Source organism: uncultured Aquabacterium sp., from assembly GCF_947366995.1.
In the GTDB taxonomy this organism is placed as follows: Bacteria; Pseudomonadota; Gammaproteobacteria; order Burkholderiales; family Burkholderiaceae_C; genus Aquabacterium.
In genome coordinates this window covers 18805-45548 of record NZ_CANBCC010000006.1, presented here as the reverse complement: position 1 = coordinate 45548, position 26744 = coordinate 18805, and the positions used below count along the sequence as shown (strand labels likewise).

The window sequence follows — 26744 nt, the reverse complement described above, 5'->3', positions numbered from 1 at the left end:
ATGTTTCCAAACATCAACAGCGCGCCGGATGGCGACACGCCGCGCTCACCTCAGGCTCCCATGTACTGGGAAACGGCCTGCAGCAGCTGGTCTTTCGTGAACGGCTTGGTCAGGTAGTCCTGCGACCCCACCATGCGGCCACGCGCCTTGTCGAACAGGCCGTCCTTCGAGGACAGCATGATCACAGGCGTGCGCGCAAAACGCGGATTGCGCTTGATGATGGCGCAGGTCTGGTAGCCATCGAGCCGCGGCATCAGGATGTCGCAGAAGATGACATCCGGCGCGTGGTCGTTCACTTTCGAGAGGGCATCAAAGCCATCCTCGGCCAGCACGACCTCGTACCCACCCTGCTTCAGGAAGATCTCGGCGCTGCGCCGGATGGTGTTGCTGTCGTCGATGACGAGCACCTTCCTGACGCTGTTTTCCATTTCAGACACGGACCCGCTCCTCCAAACTTCGAGACCCGCATCGTGGGCGGGTCGCCGTGGTCACAGCTTATATCGGCCGGAGGTCGTCAGACCTGAACCATCTCAAAGTCTTCCTTGCGGGCGCCACATTCCGGGCACACCCAGTTCATCGGCACGTCTTCCCAGCGGGTTCCGGCGGGAATGCCCTCTTCCGGTACGCCGGCGGCCTCGTCATAAATCCAGCCACAGATCAGGCACATCCAGGTTCGGAATTCGGTCACGTCTGCAAGTTCAGCTTGAATACAATGGGCCGATTGTAGCCACCCCCCGCCCCGGAAAATCCCAGGGTTTGTGGGCACGGCTCGCCCATCTGAGATACCGTTGAACGCATGAATTCACCCCAGAACAGCGCTGAAACCGCCCCGGTTGCCGGCGAACAGGATTCCGGTGCGCCGGCATGCGTCCTGAGCTTCAATGCCAATGACCCGAGCGGCGCATCCGGCATCGGCGCCGACATCGCCACGATTGCCGCCATGGGCGCGCATGCCCTGCCCGTGGTCACCAGCCTGCTGATCCGCGACACCGCCGAAGTGTTCGAGTCTCATGAGATCGACCCGGACGCCGTGGTCGATCAAGCGCGATCCATCCTCGAAGACTGCACGATTGCCGCCTGGAAGGTGGGCTTCCTGGGCAGCGCCGAGGGCGTCAGCGCGGTGGCGGAGATCCTGTCGGATTACTCGGACGTGCCGCTCGTGTCCTTCCTCCCCAACCTGTCGTGGATGGACGAAGACCCGCAGATGGCCTACCTGGATGCCTTCCGCGAACTGATCCTGCCCGCCACGCGGGTGTTGGTCGGCAGCCACAAGACGCTCACCGACTTCCTGCTGCCCGAGTGGGACGCCGAGCGCCAGCCTTCTGCACGCGAGCTGGCTGTGGCCGCCGGCGAACTCGGTTCAGACTATGTGCTCGTCACCGGCATCCAGCTGCCCGACCAGTTCATCGACAACGTGCTGGCCTCCCCCCAGGGTGCCCTGTGCGGCGAGCGCTTCGAGCGCTTCGACACCGCCTTCGTGGGCGCGGGCGACACGCTCTCGGCCGCGCTGGCTGCCATCCTTTCGTCGGGCACCGAGCTCGACGTCGCCGTGTCCGAGGCGCTGAGCTTCCTTGACCAGGCGCTGGACGCCGGCTTCCGCCCCGGCATGGGCGGCGTCGTCCCTGACCGATTCTTCTGGGCCCTGCCGCCCGGCGAGCAACCCGCCGAGGGCGAAGCCGCCCCGGAGCAGGGTCCCACGCTCGATGACACCACGTCCCCGCCATCTTCCCGCCATGTCCACTAACACCCAGTTGTTCGAGCGCGCCCAGCGCGTCATCCCGGGCGGCGTGAACTCGCCCGTGCGCGCTTTCCGCGCCGTCGGCGGCACGCCCCGCTTCATTCAGCGCGCCCAAGGCGCCTACATGTGGGACGCCGAAGGCACCCGCTACATCGACTACATCGGCTCGTGGGGTCCGATGATCCTGGGTCACGGCCACCCCGAGGTGCTCGAGGCGGTGCAGAAGGCGGCCGTCGACGGCTTCTCGTTCGGCGCCCCCACCGAGCGCGAGGTCGAACTGGCCGAGGCCATCCTGGCCCACGTGCCCAGCGCCGAACAGGTGCGCCTGGTCAGTTCGGGCACCGAAGCCGGCATGAGCGCCATCCGCCTGGCGCGCGGCGTGACCGGCCGCAGCAAGCTGATCAAGTTCGAGGGCTGCTACCACGGCCATGCCGACGCCCTGCTGGTCAAGGCCGGCTCGGGTCTGGCCACCTTCGGCCACCCCACCAGCGCCGGCGTGCCCCCTGAGGTGGTGCAGCACACGCTGGTGCTCGAGTACAACAACATCGAGCAGATCGAGCACGCGTTTGCCACGCAGGGCGACGAGATCGCCTGCGTGATGATCGAGCCGATCGCCGGCAACATGAACTTCGTGCGCGCCAGCGTGCCCTTCGTGAAGCGCATTCGCGAGTTGTGCGACCAGCACGGCGCGCTGTTCGTGTTCGACGAGGTGATGAGCGGCTTCCGCGTGGCCCTGGGCAGCGCGCAGAGCCTGTACGCGCAGGCCATCCCCGGCTTCCGCCCGGACATCAGCGTGTTCGGCAAGGTGATCGGCGGCGGCATGCCGCTGGCCGCGTTTGCCAGCACCCGCGCCATCATGTCCAAGCTGGCGCCGCTGGGCCCGGTCTACCAGGCCGGCACGCTGTCGGGCAACCCGGTCGCCACGGCCTGCGGCCTGACCACACTCAAGCTCATCAGCCAGCCGGGCTTCTTCGACATGCTGGGCGAACGCACCCGCAGCCTGATGTCCGGCCTGGACGGCGCCGCCCGGGCCGCCGGCATCGACTTCTGCACCGACAGCCAGGGCGGCATGTTCGGCTTCTTCTTCGCGCCGGAACTGCCTCAGCACTACCAGGCCGTGATGGCGCGTGGCACCGACACGTTCAACCGCTTCTTCCACCTGATGCTGGACCAGGGCGTGTACCTGGCCCCGGCCATGTACGAAGCCGGATTTGTCAGCGCGGCGCACACCGAGCAGGACATCGCCGACACGGTGGCAGCCGCCGCCAACGCCTTCCGCCAGCTCTGAACTCGGATCAAGGCCTCTCCGGCCCTCGTCCTTTCAGCCCAGCCACCCCTCAGCGGGTGGCCTTTGCATTCGGAAGCACAAGAACGTGCCGGTGCGCTGCCTACAATGCGCGCCATGCACATCCACATCCTTGGCATCTGCGGCACCTTCATGGGTGGCGTGGCCGCTCTGGCCCGTGAGGCGGGCCACCGTGTGACCGGCTGCGACGCCGGCGTCTATCCGCCGATGAGCGACCAGCTGCGCGCCCTGGGCATCGAGCTGATCGAAGGCTACACGGTGGACCAGCTCGCACTGAAGCCCGACCTGTTCGTGATCGGCAACGTCGTCAGCCGGGGCAACCCGTTGATGGAAGCCATTCTGGACGGTGGCCTGCCGTACACCAGCGGCCCGCAGTGGCTGAGCGAAAACGTGCTCCAGGGACGCCATGTGCTGGCCGTGGCCGGCACGCACGGCAAGACGACCACGACGTCGATGCTGACCTGGATTCTGGAACACGCCGGCAAGCAGCCCGGCTTTCTGGTGGGCGGCGTGCCGCAGAATTTCGGCGTGTCGGCCCGGTTGGGCGACACCCGCGCCGAGACGCGCCCGGCCAGCGGCCACCCCTTCGTCATCGAAGCCGACGAGTACGACACGGCCTTCTTCGACAAGCGCAGCAAGTTCGTGCACTACCGTCCCCGCACGGCGGTGCTCAACAACCTCGAGTTCGACCACGCCGACATCTTTGCCGACCTGGCGGCGATCGAGACGCAGTTCCACCACCTGGTGCGCACCGTGCCGGCCAGTGGCCGCCTGGTGGTCAATGCGCGCGAAGAAGCGCTGCAGCGCGTGCTGGACCGCGGTTGCTGGAGCGATGTCGCGCGCTTCGGTGTGCGCGGTGACACGCCGGGCTTCCGCGCACGCGGTGAGCCCCACGCCTTTGACGTGCTGAAGGCCGGCGTGCTGGTGGGCCGCGTGGAGTGGGCGCTGCTGGGCGAGCACAATCAGATGAACGCGCTGGCCGCCATCGCCGCCGCTGAGCACGTGGGTGTGGCGCCGCAGCAGGCGTGCGAGGCCCTGGGGCAGTTCGCCAACGTGAAACGCCGCCTTGAACTCCGCGGCGAGGTGCGCGGCATCACCGTGTACGACGATTTCGCCCACCACCCCACCGCGATCCGCACCACGGTGGACGGTCTGCGTCGCAAGGTGGGCCCGGACGCGCGCATCCTGGCCGTGTTCGAGCCGCGTTCCAACACCATGAAGCTCGGCACGATGAAGGCGCTGCTGCCTTGGTCGCTGGAAGAGGCCGACCTGGCCTTCTGCCACAGTGGCGGCCTCGGCTGGGACGCCCACGAAGCACTGGCCGAGATGGGCGCACGCGCCGTGGTGGCCGACACCATCGACGTGCTGGTGGCCAAGGTGGCCAAGGTGGCGCGTCCGGGCGACCAGATCCTGTGCATGAGCAACGGCGGCTTCGGCGGCATCCACGACAAGCTGCTGGCCGCACTGGCCTGACGCTCAGCGCAGGCACCAACAAAAACGGCGACCTTGCGGGGTCGCCGTTTGACTTTCGGCGCATCGCGCCAGGGATGCCGATCAGACGGCCAGCGCGTCGGCCGCCAGCGTCATCAGACGGGCCGGGTTGGCACCCAGGCGCGCCTGCGGCTCGAAGGTGTCCACGCGGTCGGTGATCAGTCCATCCAGCCCCGACAACCACAGCGCCGCGGCCTGCCCCGGTTCGTTGACGGTGTAGGTCAGCACTTTCAGGCCAGCCGCCTGCGCGGCGCGGATGCGCTCACGGTCCAGTTCGGGGTGGTGCACGACAATCGCCTGGCAACCCAGGTCGAGCGCGAGCTTGACGCCGTCGACCGCCCAGCGCTCGAGCAGGAGCGCGCGCGGCAGATCGGGGCAGGTGCGCTGCACCGCCCGCAAGGCCTCGACGCTGAAGGAGCTCAACAAAGGCTTCACATGCGCATGGGCCCACAACCGCGCCACATGTTCAGCCACGACGCGGCCCGTGCGCTGTTCGTCGCCCGGCGTGGGCTTGATCTCGAGGTTGACCAGCAGCCCCAGCGACTGCAGCCAGCGCGAGAGGGCCTCCAGGCGCAGCAGCGGCTCGCCAGCGTACATGCGGCCGTGCCAGCTGCCGGCGTCCAGGCGGGACAGCGCATCCCACGAGTGCGCACCGGCCACGCCGCGCCCGTTCGTGGTGCGATCGAGTTCTGCGTCGTGCAGCAGAAAGGGCTCACCGTCGGCGCTGAGCTTCACATCGCACTCGAACATGGCAAACCCGTGCTCGGCCCCCATGCGGAAGGCCGCGAGGGTGTTTTCCGGCGCCAGCTTGCCGGCGCCACGGTGGGCGATCCAGCAGGGATAGGGCCAGGCAGGGGTCGAACGGGAAGAAGGGCTCATGACTGCTTGATAAGAGACCGGTGGAACGGGGATGCCCCTTCGCCACCAGCCGCGGCCGCCGGAGAGAAACATCGCATGACAGTCAGGATAGCCATTCTGCGCCCGGGGCAAAGCCCGCCACAAGGCCGTGAGGAGTGCCCATTTCTGGCGCATGGGGGATGGGGGTGCGGTACCATCTCGCCTCAGGCGCGAAAACCACCCCCACTGGACAACGTGCCTGGGTGCATCCCCGGCCCCAGGCGCGTTCATCTTTTCTGTATCAGGCACTTCGCACCTGGCGCCCGCATGAACGCACTGACCGAGCTGACCCACATGACCGCCCAGGCCGCCGACGCTCACGCCGCCGGCCAGCCCCGCCTGCGCGAGATCCCCTACAACTACACTTCCTTCTCGGATCGCGAAATTGTCCAGCGCCTGCTGGGTCAGCGCGCCTGGGAGGTTCTGAGCCAGTTGCGCACCGAGCGCCAGACGGGCCGCTCGGCCCGCATGCTCTACGAGGTGCTGGGCGACATCTGGGTGGTGCAGCGCAACCCCTATCTGCAGGACGACCTGCTGGACAATCCCAAGCGCCGCGGCCAGCTGATCGACGCCCTGCACCACCGCCTCGGCGAGGTCGACAAGCGCCGCACGCCCAGCGCCGACGCCTCGCGCGACAAGCTCGTGGCCGAATTGCTGGATGCCGCCCGGGTCACCGTGGACCGCTTTGCGCGCGCCTTCGATGACATGGCCGCCCTGCGCGAACGCGCCACCCGTGTTCTGCGCAAGGTCACGCGGCACGACAACATCAAGTTCGACGCGCTGAGCCGCGTCTCGCACGTGACGGACGCCACCGACTGGCGCGTCGAGTACCCCTTCGTCGTGCTCACGCCGGACACCGAGGCCGAAATGGCCGCGCTGGTCAAGGGCTGCGTCGAACTCGGGCTCACCATCATCCCGCGCGGGGGTGGCACCGGCTACACCGGTGGCGCCGTGCCGCTGACCTGGAAGAGCGCGGTCATCAACACCGAAAAGCTCGAACAGATGACCGAGGTCGAGCTGGTCGACCTGCCGGGCGTGCAGCACAAGGTGCCCACCATCTGGACCGGCGCCGGCGTCGTCACGCAGCGCGTGGCCGATGCGGCCGAGCGTGGCGGCTACGTCTTCGCGGTCGACCCGACCTCGGCCGAGGCCAGCTGCATCGGCGGCAACATCGCGATGAACGCGGGCGGCAAGAAGGCCGTGCTGTGGGGCACCGCGCTGGACAACCTCGCCTCGTGGCGCATGGTCACGCCCGATGCCGAGTGGCTGGACGTGGTCCGCATGGACCACAACCTGGGCAAGATCCACGATGTGGCCGAGGCGCGCTTCGAGCTGCGCTACTTTGCCGCCGATGGCAAGACGCCGCTGCGCACCGAAACGCTGGTCATCCCCGGCAGTGTCTTCCGCAAGGAAGGCCTGGGCAAGGACGTCACCGACAAGTTCCTGGCCGGCCTGCCCGGTATCCAGAAGGAAGGCTGCGACGGCCTGATCACCAGCGCGCGCTGGGTCGTGCACCGCATGCCCAAGCACGTGCGCACGGTGTGCCTGGAGTTCTTCGGCAACCCGACGGAATGCGTGCCGTCGATCGTCGACATCAAGGACTTCATGTTCGAGGAGATGAAGCAGCCGGGCGGCGCCATCCTGGCCGGGCTGGAGCACCTCGACGACCGTTACCTGCGCGCCGTGGGCTACGCCACCAAGAGCAAGCGCAATGTGGGCGGCTCGGGCCTGCCCAAGATGGTCCTGATCGGCGACATCGTCGGTGACGACGAAGACCGCGTGGCCCGCGCCACCAGCGAAGTCATCCGCCTGGCCAACGGCCGCTCGGGTGAAGGCTTCGTGGCCGTCAGCGCCGACGCTCGCAAGAAGTTCTGGGCCGACCGCAAGCGCACCGCCGCCATCGCCAAGCACACAAACGCCTTCAAGGTGAACGAAGACGTCGTGATCCCGCTGCCGCGCATGGGCGAGTACACGCTGGGCATCGAGCGCATCAACATCGAACTGAGCCTGCGCAACAAGCTCGCGCTGCTGGATGCCATCGACGCCTTCTTCGGCAGTGGCCGCCTGACTGTGGCCGCCGCGCTGCGCAAGGCCGAAGACCCGATCGAACTGCCAAGCGCAGAGCAGCTGGAAGAGAAGATCGCCGCCGCCCAGGCTCATCTGGCCGAGGTGCGCGCACGCTGGACCTTCCTGCACGACCAGCTCGACGCGCCGCTGGCCGAGGTGGACGACCGCCTGGCCGCGCTGGGCTACACCCAGCACCGCGATGGCCGCTACGTACCGCAGCCTGGCGACACCATCTTCAACCTGCTGCAGACGTGGTCGGTGCGCGTGAGCTGGAAGCGCGAAGTGCGCGACGAGCTGGCCAAGGTGTTCAACGGCATGGTGCTCGGCGGCGTGGTCGACGAGCTCAAGCGCATCCACAAGCAGGTGCTGCGCGGCCGCGTGTGGGTGGCCCTGCACATGCACGCCGGCGACGGCAACGTGCACACCAACATCCCGGTCAACAGCGACAACTACGAGATGCTGCAGACGGCGCACGAGGCCGTGGCGCGCATCATGGAGCTGGCCCGCTCGCTGGACGGGGTCATCTCGGGCGAACACGGCATCGGCATCACCAAGCTCGAGTTCCTGACCGACGACGAGATGGCCAACTTCACGGCCTACAAGCAGAAGGTCGACCCGGAAGGCCGCTTCAACAAGGGCAAGCTGCTGCGCGGCCAGGCGCTGCGTGCGCTGGGCGACGACGTGCATGCCGCCGACCTGACCGAGGCCTACACGCCGTCGTTCGGGCTGATGGGCCACGAGTCGCTGATCATGCAGCAGAGCGACATCGGCAACATCGCCGAGAGCTTCAAGAACTGCCTGCGCTGCGGCAAGTGCAAGCCGGTGTGCGCGACCCACGTGCCGCGCGCCAACCTGCTCTACAGCCCGCGCAACAAGATCCTGGCCACCTCGCTGCTGATCGAGGCCTTCCTGTACGAAGAGCAGACACGCCGCGGCGTGTCGATCAAGCACTGGGCCGAGTTCGAGGACGTGTCCGACCACTGCACGGTCTGCCACAAGTGCGTGACGCCCTGCCCGGTCAACATCGACTTCGGCGACGTGTCGATGGCGATGCGCAGCCTGCTGACCAAGATGGGCAAGAAGAGCTTCCGGCCCGCCGCGGCGGCCGGCATGCTGATGCTCAATGCCACGAACCCGCAAACCATCAAGTTCGTGCGCAGCGCCGTGGTCGACGTGGCCATGCCGCTGCAGCGCATGGCCAACGACGTGCTCAAGCTCGCCGCGCGCAAGCAGACGAGCGCGCCGCCGGCCACGCACGGCAAGGCCCCGTTGAAGGAAGAGGTCATCCACTTCATCAACAAGAAGATGCCGGGCGGCCTGCCCAAGAAGACCGCGCGTGCGCTGCTGGACATCGAGGACAAGAACTACGTTCCGATCATCCGCGACCCGAAGCAGACCACGGCCGACACCGAGGCGGTGTTCTACTTCCCGGGCTGCGGCTCGGAGCGCCTGTTCAGCCAGGTGGGCCTGGCCACGCAGGCCATGCTGTGGCATGCGGGCGTGCAGACGGTGCTGCCCCCGGGCTACCTGTGCTGCGGCTACCCGCAGCGCGGGGCCGGCCAGGCCGACACCGCCGAGAAGATGATCACCGACAACCGGGTGCTGTTCCACCGCGTGGCCAATACGCTGAACTACCTCGACATCAAGACGGTGGTGGTGAGCTGCGGCACCTGCTATGACCAGTTGCAGGGCTACCAGTTCGACAAGATCTTCCCGGGCTGCCGCATCATCGACATCCACGAGTACCTGCTGGAAAAGGGTGTCACGCTGCAGGGCAAGGGCGCGTTCCTGTACCACGACCCCTGCCACACACCGATGAAGCTCCAGGACCCGATGAAGACGGTCAAGGCGCTGGTGGGCGATGGCGTGATCAAGTCCGAGCGCTGCTGTGGCGAGTCAGGCACCTTCGCGGTGAACCGGCCGGACATCTCCACCCAGGTGCGCTTCCGCAAGACCGAGGAAGTGCGCAAGGGCGAGGCTGCGCTGCGCGACCAGGGCCTGGTGGGCCCGAAGGACAACGTCAAGATCCTGACTTCGTGCCCGTCGTGCCTGCAGGGGCTGAACCGCTACGGGGAAGACACGCAGAACGGGTTGCTGGAAGCCGACTACATCGTGGTCGAGATGGCCAAGCAGATCCTGGGCGAGAACTGGATGCGTGAGTACGTCGACCGGGCCAACGCCGGCGGCATCGAGCGCGTGCTGGTCTGACCATGGGGCAGCGTGATCCGGGCCGACTCGTCGGCTGCGAACTGTGCATGCAGGACGGTGGGCTGCTGGTTCACCGTGGCGTGAAGCTGCGGGTGATCCGGGCCACCGAGCCCGAACATCCGGCCTTCTACCGCGTGGTCTGGAACGACCACGTGGCTGAGTGGACGGACCTGCCGCCGGCAGACCGCAGCCACATCATGCAGGCCGTGGCCAAGGTGGAAACGGTGCTGCGTGAACACCTGCACCCCACCAAGGTGAACCTGGCTTCGCTCGGCAATGTGGTGCCGCATCTGCACTGGCATGTGATTGCCCGCTTCGACTGGGACGGCCGCTGGCCTGCCCCGGTCTGGGCGCCGCTGCGCGAGAGCGTGCCGGATGCGGAGGCCCGACTGGCGGTGCCGCTGTCGGCGCTGGACCGGCTGGTGGCCGAGGCGGTGCGCGAGCTGGATCTGGCAGCATGATCCTGCCGCCAGCATCGCACTGAAACACATGCAAAAAGGCCCGGATCAACCGGGCCTCTTTTTTTGCTGCGGTGCGCCTGACTGGCTCAGTCCACGAGCCCCATGTCCTCGCTCATCAGCATGCTTTCGATGTCGAGCAGGATCACCATGCGCTCGCCCACCTGGGCCAGGCCCTTGATGTAGGTGGCGTCAATGGCCGAACTCATCTCGGGCGCCGGACGGATGGCCTCGGCCGGAATCTCCATCACGTCGCTCACCGAGTCGACCACCGTGCCGATGGTGCGCTGCCCGATGTGCAGCACGATCGACACCGTGAAGGCGTTGTACTCGGCCGAGCTACAACCGAATCGCAGGCGCAGGTCCACGATCGGCACGATGGTGCCGCGCAGGTTCACCACGCCCTTGAGAAAGTGCGGCGCATTGGCGATGCGGGTGGGGTTCTCGTAACCGCGGATCTCCTGCACCTTCAGGATGTCGATCCCGTACTCCTCGTCACCGAGGCGGAAGGTCAGGTACTCACGTGCCAGATCGGTCTGCACGTCCAGTTTTTCCATCATGCCCATGGGTATGTCTCCTTCTCTGCAAGCCCGGATCAGTGACGCGAGCGGCGCACGAGGCTGCCCACGTCCAGAATCAGAGCCACGCGGCCGTCACCCATGATGGTGGCGCCCGACACGTCATTGACCTTGCGGTAGTTCGATTCGAGGTTCTTGACCACGACCTGCTGCTGGCCGAGCAACTCGTCGACCAGCAGGGCCACGCGCCCGCTCTCGGCTTCCACCACCACCATGATCCCGCTGTTGTGCTCCCAGTCGAAACGGGGCACCTGGAACACCTTCTCCAGTTCGATCACCGGCATGTATTCCTCGCGGACCTCGACCACGCGGCCGGAGCCGCCGATCGTCTTGACCATCTCGGGGCTGACCTGGAAGGACTCGACCACCGACGACAGCGGCAGGATGTAGACCTCTTCGCCCACACCCACGCTCATGCCGTCCATGATGGCCAGGGTCAGCGGCAGGCGCACCGCCACCCGCATGCCGTAGCCTTCGGCCGAGTCGATTTCGACCGTGCCGCCCAGCGAGGTGATGTTCTTCTTGACCACGTCCATGCCGACACCGCGGCCGGACACATCGGTCACCTCTTCGGCCGTCGAGAAGCCGGGCGCGAAGATCAGGTTCCACACTTCCTGGTCGGTCAGAGTGTCCGGTGCGTCGATGCCCTTCTCACGGGCTTTCTTCAGCAGCTTCTCGCGCGACAGGCCGCGGCCATCGTCGCGCACCTCGATCACGATGGAGCCGCCCTGGTGCGAGGCCGCCAGCGTGATGGTGCCGACCTCCGGCTTGCCGTTGGCCAGACGCACGTCGGGCATTTCGATGCCGTGGTCGCAGCTGTTGCGTACCAGGTGGGTCAGCGGGTCGGTGATCTTCTCGACCAGGCCCTTGTCCAGTTCGGTGGCTTCACCCTGCGTGACCAGCTCGACCTTCTTGCCCAGCTTGTTGGCCAGGTCGCGCAGCATGCGCGGGAAGCGGCTGAACACCGTCGACATCGGAATCATCCGGATCGACATCACGGCCTCTTGCAGGTCGCGGGTGTTGCGGTCCAGATCGGTCAGGCCAGACACCAGTTGCTGGTAGACGACCGGGTCCAGGCCGCGGCTGTTCTGGGCCAGCATGGCCTGGGTGATGACGAGCTCGCCCACCAGGTTGATGAGCTGGTCGACCTTTTCGACGGACACGCGGATGGTCGAGGCTTCGAGGCCGGCGTGCGGCTTCTCGGCCTTGGCCGCCACGGGCGCAGGCTTGGGGGCCGGTGCCGGCTTGGCCGCTTCCACCGCGACCGGTGCAGGTGCCGGCGCTTCGGGGGCGCCCGGCGCGTTGTCGAAGAAGCCATAGCCCTTTTCGGCCGCCGGCGCAGCGGGCGCCGCCGCCACCGGTGCAGGCTCGTCGAAGAAGCCATAGCCCGGATCGACCGCCGGGGCGGCCACGGCACCGGCGTCTGCCAGGGCGACAAAGCTCACTTGTTCGCGGGCGACATGGAAGGTGAACAGATCCAGCAGTTCGGATTCGGCGGTGGCGGTGCTGACCTTGAAGCGGCGCAGACCGGCCAGCGCCGCATCATCGGGCAGCGGCTCGATCGTGCCGAGGTCGGTGATTTCCTTGAACAGGTCCACCAGGTTGTCGGCCTGCGAAGGGTCGGCCAGGGGCCCGACGCGCAGTTCGACGGTGCGCTGGCCCGAGGTCGGCGCGGCCGTTGCAGAAGCAGGCGCTGCCTCGGCGGGTGCAGGTGCCGGTGCGGATGGGGCCGGCGCGGCAACCGCCGGAGCCGCCGCCACGGCGGCCGGTGCTTCGCCCGACGCCATCGCACGGATGTGGAACAGCAGTTCCGTCGTGTCGACTTCGCCGCCGCCCGAGCCCTGGTGACGTGCCAGCATGGCCTTGAGCGCATCGCCCGACTGCAGCAGCACGTCGACCATCGGGGCCGTCGGCGCGAGCTCGTGGCGGCGCAGCTTGTCCAGCAGCGTCTCCATCTGGTGGGTCAGTTCGGCCACGTCACTGAAGCCGAAGGTCGCGGCGCCACCCTTGATCGAGTGGGCGCAACGGAAGATCGCATTGAGCTCTTCGTCATCGGCGGCGGTGATGTCCAGCTCCAGCAGGAGCTGTTCCATGTTCTCGAGGTTCTCGCCGGCTTCTTCGAAGAAGACCTGGTAGAACTGGCTCAGGTCGATGCCGGCCGATGAAGTGCTGTTGTCCGTGCTGGTCTCTGCCATGTCAGGCTCCTGGAGATTGTCGTGCGCTGCGCGGGCCCATGTGCCCCGACGTCAGGTCAGCGGATGACCTTCTGGATCACCTCGATGAGCTTGTTCGGGTCGAAGGGCTTGACCAGCCAGCCCGTCGCGCCAGCCGCGCGCCCCGCCTGCTTCATCTGATCGCTCGACTCGGTCGTCAGGATGAGGATGGGCGTGGTCTTGAACTGGGGGTTCTCACGCAGCTTCTTGGTCAGGCTGATGCCGTCCATGCGGGGCATGTTCTGATCGGTCAGCACCAGATCAAAGCTGCGGCCGCCGGCCTTCTCGTAGGCATCCTGACCGTCCACGGCCTCGACGACGTTGTAGCCGGCGCTCTTGAGGGTAAAGGAAACCATTTGGCGCATGGACGCAGAATCGTCGACGGCAAGGATCGAATGCATGTCGCTCTCCGGTACTTGAAATAGCTGGACAGATCGGCTGTCTGGAAAAAATGAAACCAGTCGCTTGACGGGATTTCGACAGATGGGACGGAATCTTTAGAACAACTCGACCGACCCGGCGTCCATCTCGTCCTGGGTCACCGGGTTGGGTTTCATCGGGGCATCCGCCACCACCGCCGCGCCGTCCGGGTCGTCGTCGCCCAGTGCGTCGCGCGCGATCTGGTCGGCACAGTTCCGCAATCGGTTGTTGGTGTGGGCGATCAGCTGGGTCGCCATGTCCTGGAACTGCAGGGCCGTGACCGTGCGGTACAGGGTCTGCCGCACCTCTTCCAGGTGCGGCGTGACGGCGTGCCCCTGGTCAATCACGTCACTGAGCTGCCCGGCCGTCCCGTGGAAACCTTCCATGAGCACGACACAAGCGTCGTCCAGAAGCCGCTGCAGGCGCTCCAGATCGTTGGACGCCGTCATCAGGTGGTCCTGCAACTCCGCTGCGAGGAGGAGGGGCATCTCCGCAGGGGGGTTGGCGACCGGTTCGTCGTAACTCATCGTGGCTCCACTCAACCAGTTTGTATGTCGCGCCATCCGAGGGGAGACGCGATGAAGGATGTGCCGGCACACCCAGGATCCCCCTGTCATCGGCACAGTGAGGCCCCGGCTTAAACCGGTTGTTAGAATTTTTCGCATTTCAAGGCGCCAGTTGTTCACAATCACGTGGCAATTCCAGGCACTCATCCACGGATCGAAGGCAGCGCGTGTCCGATTTCACACCCCAGCCCCCTGTTGACGCCGTAGCGCCATCCCCGGGTTCAGACGGCCTCCCGCCGGTGCGACTGAAGGTCCTGCACATCGAGGACAACGAGGAGGACGCGGCGCTGGTCGCCATCCACCTGCACCGCGGCGGCATCAATGCAGACATCCACCGCATCGACACCGAGGTGGCCCTGTCCGATGCCCTGCATGAGGACTGGGACCTGATCCTGTCGGACTACAACCTGCCCGGCTACTCCGGCCTGGCCGCGCTGGACAAGATCCGCGCGCTGGGCAAGCTGGTGCCCTTCATCCTCGTCTCGGGCGAGATCGGCGAGGACATCGCCGTGCAGGCCATGCGCAACGGCGCCAACGACTACCTGCTCAAGAGCAACCTGACACGGCTGGCGCCGGCCGCCCTGCTGGCCATCGAGGCCAATCGCATCCGGATCGCCAAGCAGCGGGCCGACCTGGCCCTGAGCCGTTCGCGGCAGCAATTGCGCGAGCTGGCCCAGCACCTGCAGACCAGCATCGAGCAGGAGCGGGCCGCCATCGCGCGCGAGATCCACGACGACGTGGGTGGCGCGCTGACGGCGATCAAGTTCGATCTGGCGTGGATGGCCCGCCATGCACCGAATCCCCAGATTGCCGACCGCGTGCAACAGGCACTGGAAGCCGTGAACCATGCGCACGAGGCCAGCCAGCGCATCATGCACAACCTGCGGCCTGCCATCCTCGAGCAGGGGCTGGTGCCCGCACTGCAATGGATGACCGACCGCTTCGGCAAGCGGACCGGCCTGCAGGCGCGTTTTCGAACCAGCCAGGAACAGCTCGAACTGCCCGCCGGCGTGCCCCTCGTGGCGTACCGATTCGCGCAGGAGGCGCTTACCAATGTCTCCAAACACGCACAGGCCACCCAGGTCAGCGTCGATGTCACCCAGGCCGGCGGCGTGCTGTCCATCGAAGTCACCGACAATGGCCGGGGGCTGAGTGCCGACGATCTGGCCAAGGCGAGGTCGTTCGGCATCCGCGGCCTGCACGAACGCGCGGAGACGGTAGGCGGCTGGGTCGACATCAGCAGCAACCCCGGCGGCACCACGCTGATCCTCTCCGTCCCGTTGTCAGGGCCGGAAAATGGCTTCATCGACCAACTGTTCACGAACCTGGACGCGGACGCCCCGGCCAGCGACACGGACCCCGACGATCCCACGGTATGGGGCTGAGCACATGATCAAAGTCATACTCTGTGACGACCACGCGCTGATCCGGCGCGGCATCCGCGACACGCTGGCCGATGCCGCCGACATCGAGGTCGTGGGCGAGGCTGCCGATTACGGCGAGCTGCGCGCGCTGCTGCGTGACAAGAATTGCGATGTGCTGGTGCTCGACATCAACCTGCCCGGCCGCAGTGGCCTGGACGTGCTGCACGTGCTCAAGGAAGAAGGCAGCACGCTGAAGGTGCTGGTGGTGTCGATGTACCCGGAAGACCAGTACGCCATGCGGGCGCTCAAGGCCGGCGCCTCGGGCTACCTGAACAAGGGCAGCGATGCCGCGCAGATCGTGGCGGCCGTGCGCACGGTGGCTCAGGGCAAGAAGTACGTGACGCCCGAGATGGCGCAGATGCTGGTCGACAACCTCACCACGCCGGCGCAGGAAGACCTGCACCAGAAGCTGTCCGATCGCGAACTGCAGACGCTGGTGATGATCGCCTCGGGCAAGCGCCTGTCCGACATCGCCGAACAGCTGCTGCTGAGCCCGAAGACCGTCAGCGTCTACCGGGCCCGCGTGCTCGAAAAGCTCGGGCTGACGAACAACTCCGAGCTGACGGTCTACGCGATCCGCAACGGGCTGGTCTGACGCCCTGCCCGCTGCGGCGGGTTCAACGGCTCACTCTTCCAGCATCGAGCGCAGCATCCAGGCGGCCTTCTCGTGCACGTCCAGGCGCTGCGTCAGCAGGTCGGCGGTGGGCTCGTCCGAAGCCTCCTCCACCAGAGGATAGAGGCTGCGGGCCGTGCGGGCCACGGCTTCATGGCCGGCCACCAGAATGCGGATCATCTCCTTGGCCTTGGGCGGCGTGGTCGGCGCATCCGGCAGGGTGCTGATGCCACCGAAATCGGCGAACGAGCCCATGGCCGGGAAGCCCAGCGCGCGGATGCGCTCGGCGATCGGGTCCACCGCGTTCCACAACTCGGTGTACTGCGCCATGAACATGGTGTGCAGGGTGTTGAACATCGGCCCCGTCACGTTCCAGTGGAAGTTGTGCGTGGTCAGGTAGAGCGTGAAGGTGTCGGCCAGCAGGCCATTGAGGCCCTTGGCAATGGCCGCGCGGTGCTCGGCGCTGATGCCGATGTCGATCGGCGCACTGCCCGCAGAAACGGGCAGCAGGACCGCCTTGGCGGCTTTGGAAGAAGACTTCTTGTCGGACTTGGCCATGCGGTGTGACTCCTGAATGGAATGAGAAGGCGTCGCGGTGAATGCGACCGAAGCAATCTGCCGATCACTTTAGCGCGCTCGCGGCCCCTCGCACAGCGTGGCCTTTGAATTGGCTCAATGACCGCGTTCGTCGCGTTCAATGAGCCAGCAGATCCGGTCAGAAGCGCAGACCGGCCTTGATGCTGGCACTGGTGGCGTCGCCGGTGCGATCGGCTTCGAAGGCCAGGTTCACCAGCAGCAGGTTGACGCTGACACCGGCAAACAGACGGGTCTGCGTGTAGCGCTCGCGGGCCCAGCGGCCGGCATCATCGGAGGCGCGACTCTGCACCAGGCCCACGCCGCCGTACGGGGTCACGTTGGCAAAGCCCTTGGACACCGACAGGTCGCCCCCCTGGCTGCGCAGGTTCATGTCGCCCAGGCCGCTGGTCTGCGTGTAGAAGGCGCGCACGGCCACGGCCGGGGTCAGCACACCGCCTTCGATGAAAGCCCACTTCACGTTACCGCTCAGGGCGCGCACCGAGGTGCCAGGGATCAGGGTGTAGGACCCGCCCACATCGATGCCGAAGGGCAGGCCCTTGTCAGCGCGCAGCGTGACGGTGGGCAGCGTGCTCGGCACGTTGTCGGAACCGGTGGCGCGCTCGACGACGCGGTGGCTCTTGATGTTCGTGCCACCCAGGCTCACCCCCACGTCGAAGCCGGTGATGCCGAGCGCTTCTGCCGGAGCCTGCGGCTTGTAGGCCAGCGTGGCGCTCAGGTCTTCGGCGAGCTGGCGGAATTCGCCTTGCGAGGCAAGCTGGTCCAGTGCGTCGAATTCATAGGCGTGGGCGCCAGCGGCCCAGGTCAGGGCGGCAACAGCCAGTGCGGCGCGCCGGAAAGCAGCGTGTGTCATGAACGGTCTCTTCTGAGTGAAAAACAAAAAGCGGAGCCCGAACGGGCTCATTCGATCCGGGTGAGCTTGGCCACGCTCAGCATCAGCCACTTCGTGCCGTGCCGGCCGAAGTTGACCTGCACGCGCGCGTCGGCACCGCTGCCTTCCAGCGTCAGCACCACGCCTTCGCCGAACTTGGTGTGGAACACGCCCTGCCCCACCCGCAGCCCGCCTTCGTTCTTGGCTTCGGCCATGGCCTTCGGCAGCGGCGCGGTCAGGTCCTTGAAGGTGTCTTCCTTGCGGGCGCCGCCCCAGGCCTGGCCGCCATAGCCACCGCGGCTGCCGCCTCCATAAGCACCCTGGCCGCTTTGCCGGTAGGGCTGCGCACCGGCGCCCACCATCGAGCCCATGCCGCGGCCGGTCGACCAGGCGTCCTGGTAGGACTTGGCAAAGCCTGAGCCGAAGCCCTGGTTGCGCGGCGTGAGCCACTTCAGCGAGGCCTCGGGCAGCTCGTCCAGGAAGCGGCTCTTGATGTTGTAGCGGGTCTGGCCGTGCAGCATCCGCGTCTGGCTGAAGCTGATGTGCAGGCGCTGGCGTGCGCGCGTGATGGCCACATACATCAGCCGGCGCTCTTCTTCCAGGCCCTCGGTGGTGTTCATCGAGTTCTCGTGCGGGAAGAGGCCTTCCTCCAGCCCGGTCAGAAACACGTTGTTGAACTCCAGGCCCTTGGCCGCGTGAATGGTCATGAGCTGGACGGCGTCCTGCCCCGCCTGAGCCTGGTTGTCACCGGCCTCGAGCGAGGCGTGCGTCAGGAAGGCCAGCAGCGGCGAGATGATCTCGCCCGTCTCGGCATCGGGCAGCGTGTTGGCGAGCGCCACGGCCGCGGGCAGGCCCTCGCTGATGGCGCCGGCAGATTCGTCCACCGGCAGGGCCACAGCATCCTTGCCAAAGCCTTCCTGCGTCACGAAGGCCTCGGCCGCGTTCACCAGTTCAGCCAGGTTCTCCAGCCGCTCCTGCCCTTCCTTCTCGGCCCGGTAGAAGTCCGCCAGGCCTGAAGCTTCGACCACGTGCTCGATGATCTGGCGCAGCGTCAGGCCGCGCGTGCACTCGCGCATGGCGTCCACCAGAGCCACAAAGCCCTGGAGGTTGGCGCCCGTCTTGCCGGGCACGGCCGTCACGCTCTGCGCCAGGCTGCGGCCCGTGCTGCGTGCGGCATCCTGCAGCAGCTCGACGCTGCGCGCCCCGATCCCCCGCGCCGGGAAGTTGACCACGCGCAGAAAACTCGTGTCGTCGTTCGGGTTCTCGATCAGGCGCAGGTAAGCCAGCGCATGCTTGATTTCGGCCCGTTCGAAGAAGCGCAGACCGCCGTACACCTTGTAGGCCACGCCCGCGTTGAACAGTGCCGATTCGATCACCCGCGACTGCGCGTTGCTGCGGTAGAGCACCGCCACCTCGTGCAGCGGGTGGCCCTCGCGGTGCAGCAGGCGGGCCTCTTCCACGATCCACTGAGCCTCGGCGTAGTCGCTCGAGGCCTCGTACACGCGGATCGGCTCACCCTGCCCCGCGTCGGTGCGCAGGTTCTTGCCCAGGCGCTTGCTGTTCTGCGCGATCAGCGTGTTGGCGGCATCCAGGATGTGGCCGAAGCTGCGGTAGTTCTGCTCCAGCTTCACCACCTTGGGCACACGGAACTCGCGCTCGAAGTCGGCCATGTTGCCCACTTGCGCGCCACGGAAGGCGTAGATGCTCTGGTCGTCGTCGCCCACGGCAAACAGACTGTTGCCGGTTTCCTCCGGGCGACCGGCAAACATCTTCAGCCACAGGTACTGCAGGCGGTTGGTGTCCTGAAATTCGTCGACCAGGATGTGTTTGAAACGGCGCTGGTAGTGGGCGCGCACCTCGGGGTGGTCCCGCATGATCTCGTAGGTGCGCAGCATCAGCTCGGCAAAGTCGACCACGCCCTCGCGGGTGCACTGGTCTTCATAGGCCTGATACACCGTCAGCTGCATGCGGCCGAGTTCGTCACGCGGCTGGATGTCCTTCGGGCGGCGGCCCTCTTCCTTGCAGTTTGCAATGAACCACGTCGTCTGCTTGGGCACGCACTTCTCTTCGTCGTACTTCAGCGCCTTGATGATGCGCTTGACGGCCGAGAGCTGGTCCTGCGTGTCGAGGATCTGGAAGGCCGACGGCAGCCCGGCGATCTTGGCGTGCGCGCGCAGAAAGCGGTTGCACAGGCCGTGGAAGGTGCCGATCCACATGGCCCGCGTGTTCACCGGCAGCATGGCCGACAGGCGGGCCTGCATCTCCTTGGCAGCCTTGTTGGTGAAGGTCACGGCCATGATGCTGGCCGGCGTGGCCTGGCCAGTCTGCAGCAGCCAGGCGATGCGGGTTGTGAGCACGCGCGTCTTGCCCGAACCGGCACCGGCCAGGATCAGGGCAGGCCCGGGCGGGGCCGTCACGGCGGCAAGCTGCTCGGGATTCAGCCCGGCCAGCAAGGAGGAGGAGCCGGCGGCGTGCGAGGCCGCCAGGCCGGAGGGCGCGTTGTGCTCGGTCATCGACCGATTTTAGGCGGCATTGCCCTGCCGCCTGGGTCGCCGCGCGCCGCTCAGGCCCCTTGGGGCACTGGCGAGCCCAAGGCCATGTCACGTGTCAGCAAACGCGACATCAGCTCGCCCACACTGCGGATCTGGTCGCCGAAAGGCAAGGCCCCCGCACCGCGGAAGAACAGCCCCTTGCTGACGTCCCCCCGCAGGGCGGCGGCCAGCTGGTTGTCGATGCAGAACTGCCCCCAGCCTGCCAGGCCATCGCGAAGCCCGCATTGCGCCAGGCAGTCGAAGGCCTTGGTGCAGCGCTTGCGCACCTGGGTCACGGCCTGCAGGCGGTCTTCCACGCGCAGATAGGCCTTGAGCCAGGGCGTCATCACGGCGCGCGCGGGCAGCCCAGCCACGCTGGTGAACGTGGTCAGGTCTTCTTCGCGGGCCTCGGCCAGCACGCGCTTGAACTCGGGGTGGGCATCCGATTCTTGCGTGACCGCGAAGGGCGTGCCCAGCTGCACCGCCGAAGCACCCAGGGCCTGCAGGCGCTGGATGTCCTCGAAGGTGCGGATGCCGCCCGCGGCAATCAGCGGCACCTCTTTCTCGACCCCCGCGTCACGCAGAAAGGCCCGCACGGCGGGGATGACGTTCTCGAAATCGAATCGCGTGTCCTGCAGGTCGGCCACCTTGGCGGCCCCCAGGTGGCCACCCGCCAGCCGGGGGTGCTCGATCACGATGGCATCGGGCAGGCGCTTCTTGCGCTCCCATTTGCGCACCACCAGCTGCACGCCCCGGGCATCCGACAGGATGGGCACCAGCAGCGCGCTCGGATGGTCCTGCGCCAGGTCAGGCAGGTCGAGCGGCAGGCCGGCACCCACCACCACGGCGTCGATGCCACACTCCAGCGCCCGTTTGATGGCCGGCGCGTACTCGCTCACCGCCCGCATCACGTTGACGGCCAGCAGGCCGCGCCCTTGCGACAGCGCACGGGCTGCCGCGATCTCGCGCTCAAGCGCTTCCAGGTTGGCCTCGTCAATCTGCGCCTTGGTGTCCTCGTCCTGCCCGATGCGCGAGGCCAGACCCTGCGTGCGCGCCATCAGGTCGGGGTGATGCCGACGCAGGTCGACGGACGACAAGGTTCCCATGCCACCCGCTGCGGCCACCGAACCGGCCAGCCGGTGCGCCGACACGCCGACACCCATACCACCCTGAACGATCGGAAGGAGGTGCCGCCCACCCAGAGACAGTGGTTGAAGGCCACTGCGCTCGAGCAGGGCAGCGAGCTCGGGGTGGACGTGCGGAAGATCGGTCATGACAGGGCGATGCGGTTGCGCACAGGGGCGCGGAACCGCCACGGTAGTCCTCTCGTCCTGTGGGGCGCTTGCCCCAGGTCAAGCGCCCGGCTTGCTGTCTCGGTGCGGCGACGGGGTCGGCACGGTACCAGCCGTGCCCGCACGGTTTGCTGCGCCCGCAGCGGCCACACTGCCCGCCACGGCGAGCACCGTGCTGACCAAAGGCCGCCAGCGTTGCCACAGGGCCCAGGCACCCAATAGACGGCCACCCAGCCCCACGGCGCGGCGCGGACGCCACCACAGCCATGCCAGAGCCACGCCGCCCAGCAGCCAGGGATGACGGCGCAGCCAGTGGCCCGCGCCCACCACGCGATCAAGCACGCGCTCGGCCGGCGCCACCAGGGTGATGTAATCGTGGGCCAGATGTCGACGGAGCACGGCACTGCGCTCAATCAGGGCCCGCTTGCGCGCCGCACGCGCTGCCGCGACGCCGCCGTCCGACCAGGGCGCACTCACGGTGCGGCCCCCGGCGCGCCGCCCATCTCGCCCATCAGGGCGCGTCGGTCGGCCTCGAGTTCAGCCAGGGTGGCAGGCAGCAGGCCGGCACGGCCCGCCCACAGGCTGCGGATGCGCCACCACGCCAGCCCCGCTGCGGCACCCAGCATCAAGGTGACGCTGCCCAGCGCCAGCAGGCGGTGTGTGTCCCAGAACAGCACCGTGACGAACACCGCCGCAAACGCCAGCGCAAAGCAAGCCAGCACCACGGCCGCCGCGCCCCACGCCAGCGTGGCCAGCAGGCGGTCGCGCTCTTCTTCCAGCTCGATGCTGGCCAGCGCGAGCCGGTCATGGCCCAGCGCCACCAGGGTCGCCAGCAAGCCCCGCAAAGAGGCCGTCAGTCGACCCGATGCCGTCGCGGCATCGGCAGCCGTGTCACCCATGCGCGACGACGCCTTTCATGCTCAACGGCGGCCAATCACCACGCCGAGCAGCAGGCCCACGCCCGCCGCCACGCCGATGGCCTTCCACGGGTTCTCGTGCACATAGCCATCGGTCGCCTTCGCCGCGGCCTTGGCCTTGTCCACCACCGCAGCCTGGGCTTCGATCAACCCGTCCTTGGCCTGCGACAGCGTGGCCTGTAGTCGGCCTCGCACCTGCAACAACTCTTCGGCGCCGTCACCGGCGGTCGCCTTCAACAAGGCCTCGGCGTCGGCCAGCACCCGCTTCAGGTCGGCAACAAGAATGTCCTTCTGGGCCGCGCTCATGTCGTTCATGTTTCTGCTCCTTGTGTTGGGGTGGAAAGAAGACGGATCAGCCGTGCAGCACCAGCAATGGCACCTGGCTGTGTGCCAGCACGCTCTTGGTCAGCGAACCGTGAATCAGTGCATCCAGGCCATGCCGGCCATGGGTGGCCATCACGATCAGGTCGCAGCCCTGACGCTTGGCGGTTTCGACAATGGCGTCCTGCACGCTGTCGGTGATCACGAACTGCCCATCGAACGTCACACCGGCCGCCTTCGCCTTGTCGGCGAAGGCCTGCAGCACCTCGCGGGCATGGGCCTCACAGCGCTTTTCGTGCTCCTGGAAGGTGGCCACGTCATAGGCCACTGCCGACTGCTCGACCACCAGCACCGGCAGCGGCGGCTCGGCCGTGAAGCCGGTGATCGAAGCCCCCAGCATCTTGGCCAGACCGATGCTGTGATCGATCGCCTTGTTGGACAGCTCGCTGCCGTCGACCGGCACCAGAAGATGTTCGTACATGAGGGCCTCCTTGGCGTCAGGTGGCAGCCGGTGGGCCGCCTTTGTTCCATGCTAGGCCGACAAGACCCTGCTTGCCAAGTGCTTTACCGAGCAGACACACAGGGTCACCCGGCCAGACCTTGATCCACGGCAGCTTTCCAGCGAAGCCCTGTCGCGTGACAGGAACGCCGGCAGCCGACCTAAAATCGCACTTTGCGCCGCGCACGCCGTTCGTGCGACGACCCACCGGGCCCCGCCCCGCACCACACAATGACCGAACTCGCCAAATCCTTCGAACCCGGCCCGATTGAAGCCCTCTACGGCCCCCAGTGGGAACAACGCGGCCTCTACAAGCCCACACTCGACGAGTCCAAGCCCTCCTTCTGCATCCAGCTGCCGCCGCCCAACGTCACGGGCACGCTGCACATGGGCCACGCGTTCAACCAGACCATCATGGACTCGTTGACGCGCTACCACCGCATGCTGGGCCACAACACGCTGTGGATTCCGGGCACCGACCACGCCGGCATCGCCACGCAGATCGTGGTGGAGCGCCAGCTTCAGGACAAGGGCCAGACCCGCCATGACCTCGGCCGCAAGAACTTCGTGGCCCGCATCTGGGAGTGGAAGGAGCAGTCCGGCTCGACCATCACCCAGCAGATGCGCCGCATGGGCGACTCGGTCTCGTGGGAGCACGAGTACTTCACCATGGACGACAAGCTGTCCAAGGTCGTGGCCGACACCTTCGTGCGCCTCTATGAAGAAGGCCTGATCTACCGCGGCAAGCGCCTGGTGAGCTGGGACCCGATCCTCAAATCCGCCGTGTCCGACCTCGAGGTCGAGAGCGAGGAAGAAGAAGGCTCGATGTGGCACATCCGCTACCCCGTCGACGGCAGCGACGCGAGCCTGGTCGTGGCCACCACCCGGCCTGAAACCATGCTGGGCGACACCGCCGTCATGGTCCACCCTGAAGACGAGCGCTACACCCACCTGATCGGCAAGCAGGTGCGCCTGCCCATCACCGGTCGCCTGGTGCCGGTGATCGCCGACGAGCACGTCGACAAGGACTTCGGCACCGGCGTCGTCAAGGTCACCCCGGCCCACGACACCAACGACTACCAGGTCGGCCTGCGCCACAAGCTACCCATGCTGACCATCTTCGACCTCGAAGCCAAGGTCAGCGCGCACGAAGCCAACGACATCCCCGCCGAGTACGTGGGCCTGGACCGCTTCGTGGCCCGCAAGCAGCTGGTCGCCCGACTGGACGCCGATGGCCTGCTGGTCGAGGTCAAGAAGCACAAGCTGATGGTGCCGCGCTGCGCCCGCACCGGCCAGGTCATCGAACCCATGCTGACCGACCAGTGGTTCGTGGCCATGACCAAGCCCGGCGCCGGCGGCAAGTCGATAGCCCAGCAGGCCATCGAGGCCGTGGACTCGGGCGAAGTGAAGTTCGTGCCCGAGAACTGGGTCAACACCTACAACCAGTGGATGAAGAACATCCAGGACTGGTGCATCAGCCGCCAGCTGTGGTGGGGCCACCAGATCCCGGCCTGGTACGGCAGCAACGGCGAGGTCTTCGTGGCCCGCTCGGAAGAAGACGCGCGCGCCAAGGCGACGGCCGCCGGCTACACCGGTGAGCTCACCCGAGACGAAGACGTGCTCGACACCTGGTACTCGTCGGCGCTGGTGCCGTTCTCGACGCTCGGCTGGCCCGAGCAGACCAAGGAACAGGACCTCTTCCTGCCCTCCTCCGTGCTGGTCACCGGCTACGACATCATCTTCTTCTGGGTTGCCCGGATGATCATGATGACCAAGCACTTCACCGGCAAGGTGCCCTTCAAGCACGTCTACATCCACGGCCTGGTGCTCGACGCCCAGGGCAACAAGATGTCGAAGTCGGAAGGCAACGTGCTCGACCCGGTCGACCTGATCGACGGCATCGAGCTCGCGCCGCTGCTGGACAAGCGCACCAGCGGCCTGCGCAAGCCCGAGATCGCACCCAAGGTGCGCAAGGCCACCGAGAAGGAGTTCCCGGACGGCATCCCCGGCTACGGTGCCGACGCGCTGCGCTTTACCTTCGCTGCGCTGGCCAGCCTGGGCCGCGCCATCAACTTCGACAGCAAGCGCTGCGAGGGCTACCGCAACTTCTGCAACAAGCTCTGGAACGCCACGCGCTTCGTGCTGATGAACTGTGAAGGCCACGACTGCGGTCTGGCCGCCCACGAACCCGGCGTCTGCGCGGCCGGTGGCTACCTCGACTTCAGCCCGGCCGACAAGTGGATCGTCGGCGAGCTGCAGCGCGTGGAAGCGGCCGTGGCCCAGGGCTTTGCCGAGTTCCGCCTCGACAACGTCGCCAACGCGCTCTACCAGTTCGTGTGGGACGAGTACTGTGACTGGTACCTGGAAATCGCCAAGGTCCAGATCCAGACCGGCAACGAGGCCCAGCAGCGCGCCACCCGCCGCACCCTGATCCGCGTGCTGGAAACCGTGCTGCGCCTGCTGCACCCCATAACCCCCTTCATCACCGAAGCCCTGTGGCAGGTGGTGGCCCCGGTGGCGGGCCGCAAGCAGGCCGACAGCGACGCCAGCATCGTGGTGGCGCCCTACCCCGTGGCCGACCTGGGCCGCGTCGACCCGGCGGCCGACGCCTGGGTGGCACGCCTGAAGGCCGTGGTCGGCAGCGTGCGCAACCTGCGCGGCGAGATGAAGCTCTCGCCCGCCGAGCGCGTGCCCCTGCTCACCACCGGCGACGCGGACTTCATCCGCCAGGCCGGTGCCATCCTCAAGGCGCTGGGCAAGCTGGGCGAAGTGCAGGTGCTCGACGAGGCTGCCTTCGTGGCTGCCACCACCATGGCCCCCGTGGCTGTGCAGGGCGAAGCCCGCCTGGCGCTGCACGTCGAGATCGACGTGGCCGCCGAGAAGGAGCGCCTGTCGAAGGAGATCGCCCGCCTGCAGGGCGAGATCGCCAAGGCCGAAGCCAAACTGGGCAACGAAGGCTTCGTGGCCCGCGCCCCGGCCGCCGTGGTCGAGCAGGAAAAGCAGCGTGTGGCCGACTTCAGCGCCGCACTCGCCCGCGTGAAGGACCAGTTCCAGCGGCTGGGTTGAGACGTGAGGGGCCGCGCGGCCCTTCACCGGAAACGACAAGGGCGCACCATGGTGCGCCCTTTTTCATGCCTCGCTCGGCGTTCAGGTCGGCGCAGGACTCGCGCCAGCCGCTCGGTCAGGCGGGGTCACCGTCCTTCGGCAGACAGCCGGCCTGCTCCAGTTGCGACAGGATCAGCCCGACCAGCATCGACACCGACGGGCGGCCCGTGTCCACGCAGAAGTGAGCGGTCTCTTCGTACAGGGGATGCCGCTGGGCGTGCAGATCCCGCAAGCGGGACAGCGGGTCGGCCACCTGCAGCAAGGGCCGCTGGGTGTCATGGCGGAGGCGCCGGAACAGCTCCTCCGGCGTCGAGCGCAGGTAGACCACCGTGGTGCGATCGCGAAGGTGGGCCCGATTGGGCTCGCGCAGCACCGCGCCCCCACCGGTGGCCAGCACCAGCGGCTCGCCAGTGTGCCCCGTCAGTTCGTCAATGACCTGCTCTTCCAGATCCCGGAAGGCGGGTTCGCCGTGCTGCTCGAAGAACGCGCGGATCGGCATGCCGAGGCGCTCTTCCAGCACATGGTCCGCATCCACAAAGCGGGCACCCAGGCGCCGCGCAAGCTGGCGCCCCACGGTGGTCTTGCCACCGCCGGGCAGGCCGATCAGAGAAACAACAGAAACCAAGCCGGTCAGA

24 protein-coding genes are annotated in these 26744 nt (G+C 67.0%); 8 read left to right on the top strand and 16 right to left on the bottom strand.

Translation table 11 applies throughout. The features are described from left to right. Nucleotides 1–50: 50 nt before the first annotated feature. Complete coding sequence (locus Q0Z44_RS03305) at nt 51–428, bottom strand: response regulator (protein ID WP_109037214.1); 378 nt, start codon at nt 426–428, stop codon at nt 51–53. A gap of 86 nt (nt 429–514) precedes the next feature. Beyond that, entirely contained in the window at nt 515–667 is a 153-nt protein-coding gene (locus Q0Z44_RS03300; RefSeq protein ID WP_109037215.1) for a rubredoxin, read from the bottom strand. A 129-nt stretch (nt 668–796) separates the two neighbouring features. Here Q0Z44_RS03300 and Q0Z44_RS03295 point away from each other — a divergent pair, with 129 nt between their 5' ends. The 3 genes from Q0Z44_RS03295 to mpl all read left to right on the top strand — a co-directional run bounded on the left by Q0Z44_RS03295 (nt 797) and on the right by mpl (nt 4517). After that, the gene (locus Q0Z44_RS03295; protein WP_298010259.1) at nt 797–1744 is read left to right on the top strand and encodes a hydroxymethylpyrimidine/phosphomethylpyrimidine kinase; all 948 of its coding nucleotides are present in this window, start codon (nt 797–799) and stop codon (nt 1742–1744) included. Beyond that, entirely contained in the window at nt 1734–3026 is a 1293-nt protein-coding gene (gene hemL, locus Q0Z44_RS03290) for a glutamate-1-semialdehyde 2,1-aminomutase (protein ID WP_298010256.1), read from the top strand. The genes Q0Z44_RS03295 and hemL overlap by 11 nt, the downstream gene beginning before the upstream one ends. A 114-nt stretch (nt 3027–3140) precedes the next feature. After that, complete coding sequence (gene mpl / locus Q0Z44_RS03285; protein WP_298010253.1) at nt 3141–4517, top strand: UDP-N-acetylmuramate:L-alanyl-gamma-D-glutamyl-meso-diaminopimelate ligase; 1377 nt, start codon at nt 3141–3143, stop codon at nt 4515–4517. Between the two features lie 81 nt (nt 4518–4598). Here the strand turns inward: mpl and ugpQ are convergent, their stop codons facing one another. After that, complete coding sequence (gene ugpQ, locus Q0Z44_RS03280; protein ID WP_298010250.1) at nt 4599–5414, bottom strand: glycerophosphodiester phosphodiesterase; 816 nt, start codon at nt 5412–5414, stop codon at nt 4599–4601. 285 nt (nt 5415–5699) lie between these two features. On the opposite strand from ugpQ, the gene Q0Z44_RS03275 reads away from it, so the two are divergent. Further along, complete coding sequence (locus Q0Z44_RS03275; protein WP_298010247.1) at nt 5700–9707, top strand: FAD/FMN-binding oxidoreductase; 4008 nt, start codon at nt 5700–5702, stop codon at nt 9705–9707. A gap of 2 nt (nt 9708–9709) precedes the next feature. After that, nucleotides 9710–10168: an HIT family protein gene (locus Q0Z44_RS03270; protein ID WP_298010244.1), complete on the top strand. Its 459-nt coding sequence runs from the start codon at nt 9710–9712 to the stop codon at nt 10166–10168. Nucleotides 10169–10254: 86 nt separating this feature from the next. Here Q0Z44_RS03270 and Q0Z44_RS03265 read toward each other — a convergent pair whose 3' ends face one another. The 4 genes from Q0Z44_RS03265 to Q0Z44_RS03250 form a co-directional block, all read right to left on the bottom strand. Continuing rightward, nucleotides 10255–10731 carry a chemotaxis protein CheW gene (locus Q0Z44_RS03265; RefSeq protein ID WP_298010240.1) on the bottom strand — a complete coding sequence of 159 codons (477 nt, stop codon included), beginning with the start codon at nt 10729–10731 and terminating at the stop codon, nt 10255–10257. 29 nt (nt 10732–10760) lie between these two features. Then, nucleotides 10761–12938, bottom strand: a complete 2178-nt coding sequence (locus Q0Z44_RS03260) for a chemotaxis protein CheW (protein ID WP_298010236.1) — start codon at nt 12936–12938, stop codon at nt 10761–10763. Between the two features lie 56 nt (nt 12939–12994). Further along, nucleotides 12995–13357: a response regulator gene (locus Q0Z44_RS03255; protein WP_109037223.1), complete on the bottom strand. Its 363-nt coding sequence runs from the start codon at nt 13355–13357 to the stop codon at nt 12995–12997. 96 nt (nt 13358–13453) lie between these two features. After that, a complete protein-coding gene (locus Q0Z44_RS03250; protein WP_298010231.1) occupies nt 13454–13903 on the bottom strand; it encodes a hypothetical protein in 450 nt (149 codons plus the stop codon). A gap of 284 nt (nt 13904–14187) precedes the next feature. Between Q0Z44_RS03250 and Q0Z44_RS03245 the strand changes: the two genes are divergently transcribed. Both Q0Z44_RS03245 and Q0Z44_RS03240 read left to right on the top strand, forming a co-directional pair. Next, the gene (locus Q0Z44_RS03245; RefSeq protein WP_298010378.1) at nt 14188–15327 is read left to right on the top strand and encodes a response regulator; all 1140 of its coding nucleotides are present in this window, start codon (nt 14188–14190) and stop codon (nt 15325–15327) included. A gap of 4 nt (nt 15328–15331) precedes the next feature. Continuing rightward, nucleotides 15332–15961, top strand: coding sequence for a response regulator transcription factor (locus Q0Z44_RS03240; protein ID WP_298010228.1), 630 nt, complete (start codon nt 15332–15334; stop codon nt 15959–15961). Nucleotides 15962–15991: 30 nt separating this feature from the next. Here the strand turns inward: Q0Z44_RS03240 and Q0Z44_RS03235 are convergent, their stop codons facing one another. From Q0Z44_RS03235 to Q0Z44_RS03200, 8 genes are all read right to left on the bottom strand, one after another. Beyond that, a complete protein-coding gene (locus Q0Z44_RS03235; protein WP_298010225.1) occupies nt 15992–16537 on the bottom strand; it encodes a Dps family protein in 546 nt (181 codons plus the stop codon). Between the two features lie 157 nt (nt 16538–16694). Continuing rightward, nucleotides 16695–17426 (bottom strand): hypothetical protein, encoded by a 732-nt coding sequence (locus tag Q0Z44_RS03230; RefSeq protein ID WP_298010222.1) that lies wholly within the window; start codon nt 17424–17426, stop codon nt 16695–16697. A gap of 47 nt (nt 17427–17473) precedes the next feature. After that, the gene (locus Q0Z44_RS03225; RefSeq protein ID WP_298010219.1) at nt 17474–19957 is read right to left on the bottom strand and encodes a UvrD-helicase domain-containing protein; all 2484 of its coding nucleotides are present in this window, start codon (nt 19955–19957) and stop codon (nt 17474–17476) included. Nucleotides 19958–20007: 50 nt separating this feature from the next. Further along, nucleotides 20008–21249, bottom strand: a complete 1242-nt coding sequence (locus Q0Z44_RS03220; RefSeq protein ID WP_298010216.1) for a nitronate monooxygenase family protein — start codon at nt 21247–21249, stop codon at nt 20008–20010. Between the two features lie 78 nt (nt 21250–21327). After that, the gene (locus tag Q0Z44_RS03215) at nt 21328–21744 is read right to left on the bottom strand and encodes a YqjK family protein (protein ID WP_298010213.1); all 417 of its coding nucleotides are present in this window, start codon (nt 21742–21744) and stop codon (nt 21328–21330) included. Continuing rightward, nucleotides 21741–22166: a phage holin family protein gene (locus Q0Z44_RS03210; protein ID WP_298010210.1), complete on the bottom strand. Its 426-nt coding sequence runs from the start codon at nt 22164–22166 to the stop codon at nt 21741–21743. Before Q0Z44_RS03210 ends, Q0Z44_RS03215 begins: the two co-directional genes overlap by 4 nt. Nucleotides 22167–22187: 21 nt before the next feature. Further along, nucleotides 22188–22499 carry a DUF883 family protein gene (locus tag Q0Z44_RS03205; protein ID WP_298010207.1) on the bottom strand — a complete coding sequence of 104 codons (312 nt, stop codon included), beginning with the start codon at nt 22497–22499 and terminating at the stop codon, nt 22188–22190. A 37-nt stretch (nt 22500–22536) separates the two neighbouring features. Further along, entirely contained in the window at nt 22537–22986 is a 450-nt protein-coding gene (locus Q0Z44_RS03200; RefSeq protein ID WP_298010204.1) for a universal stress protein, read from the bottom strand. 249 nt (nt 22987–23235) lie between these two features. Here Q0Z44_RS03200 and Q0Z44_RS03195 point away from each other — a divergent pair, with 249 nt between their 5' ends. Further along, nucleotides 23236–26070: a valine--tRNA ligase gene (locus Q0Z44_RS03195; protein ID WP_298010199.1), complete on the top strand. Its 2835-nt coding sequence runs from the start codon at nt 23236–23238 to the stop codon at nt 26068–26070. 115 nt (nt 26071–26185) lie between these two features. On the opposite strand, the gene Q0Z44_RS03190 is transcribed toward Q0Z44_RS03195, so the two are convergent. Continuing rightward, entirely contained in the window at nt 26186–26734 is a 549-nt protein-coding gene (locus Q0Z44_RS03190) for a shikimate kinase (RefSeq protein ID WP_298010196.1), read from the bottom strand. Nucleotides 26735–26744 lie beyond the last annotated feature (10 nt).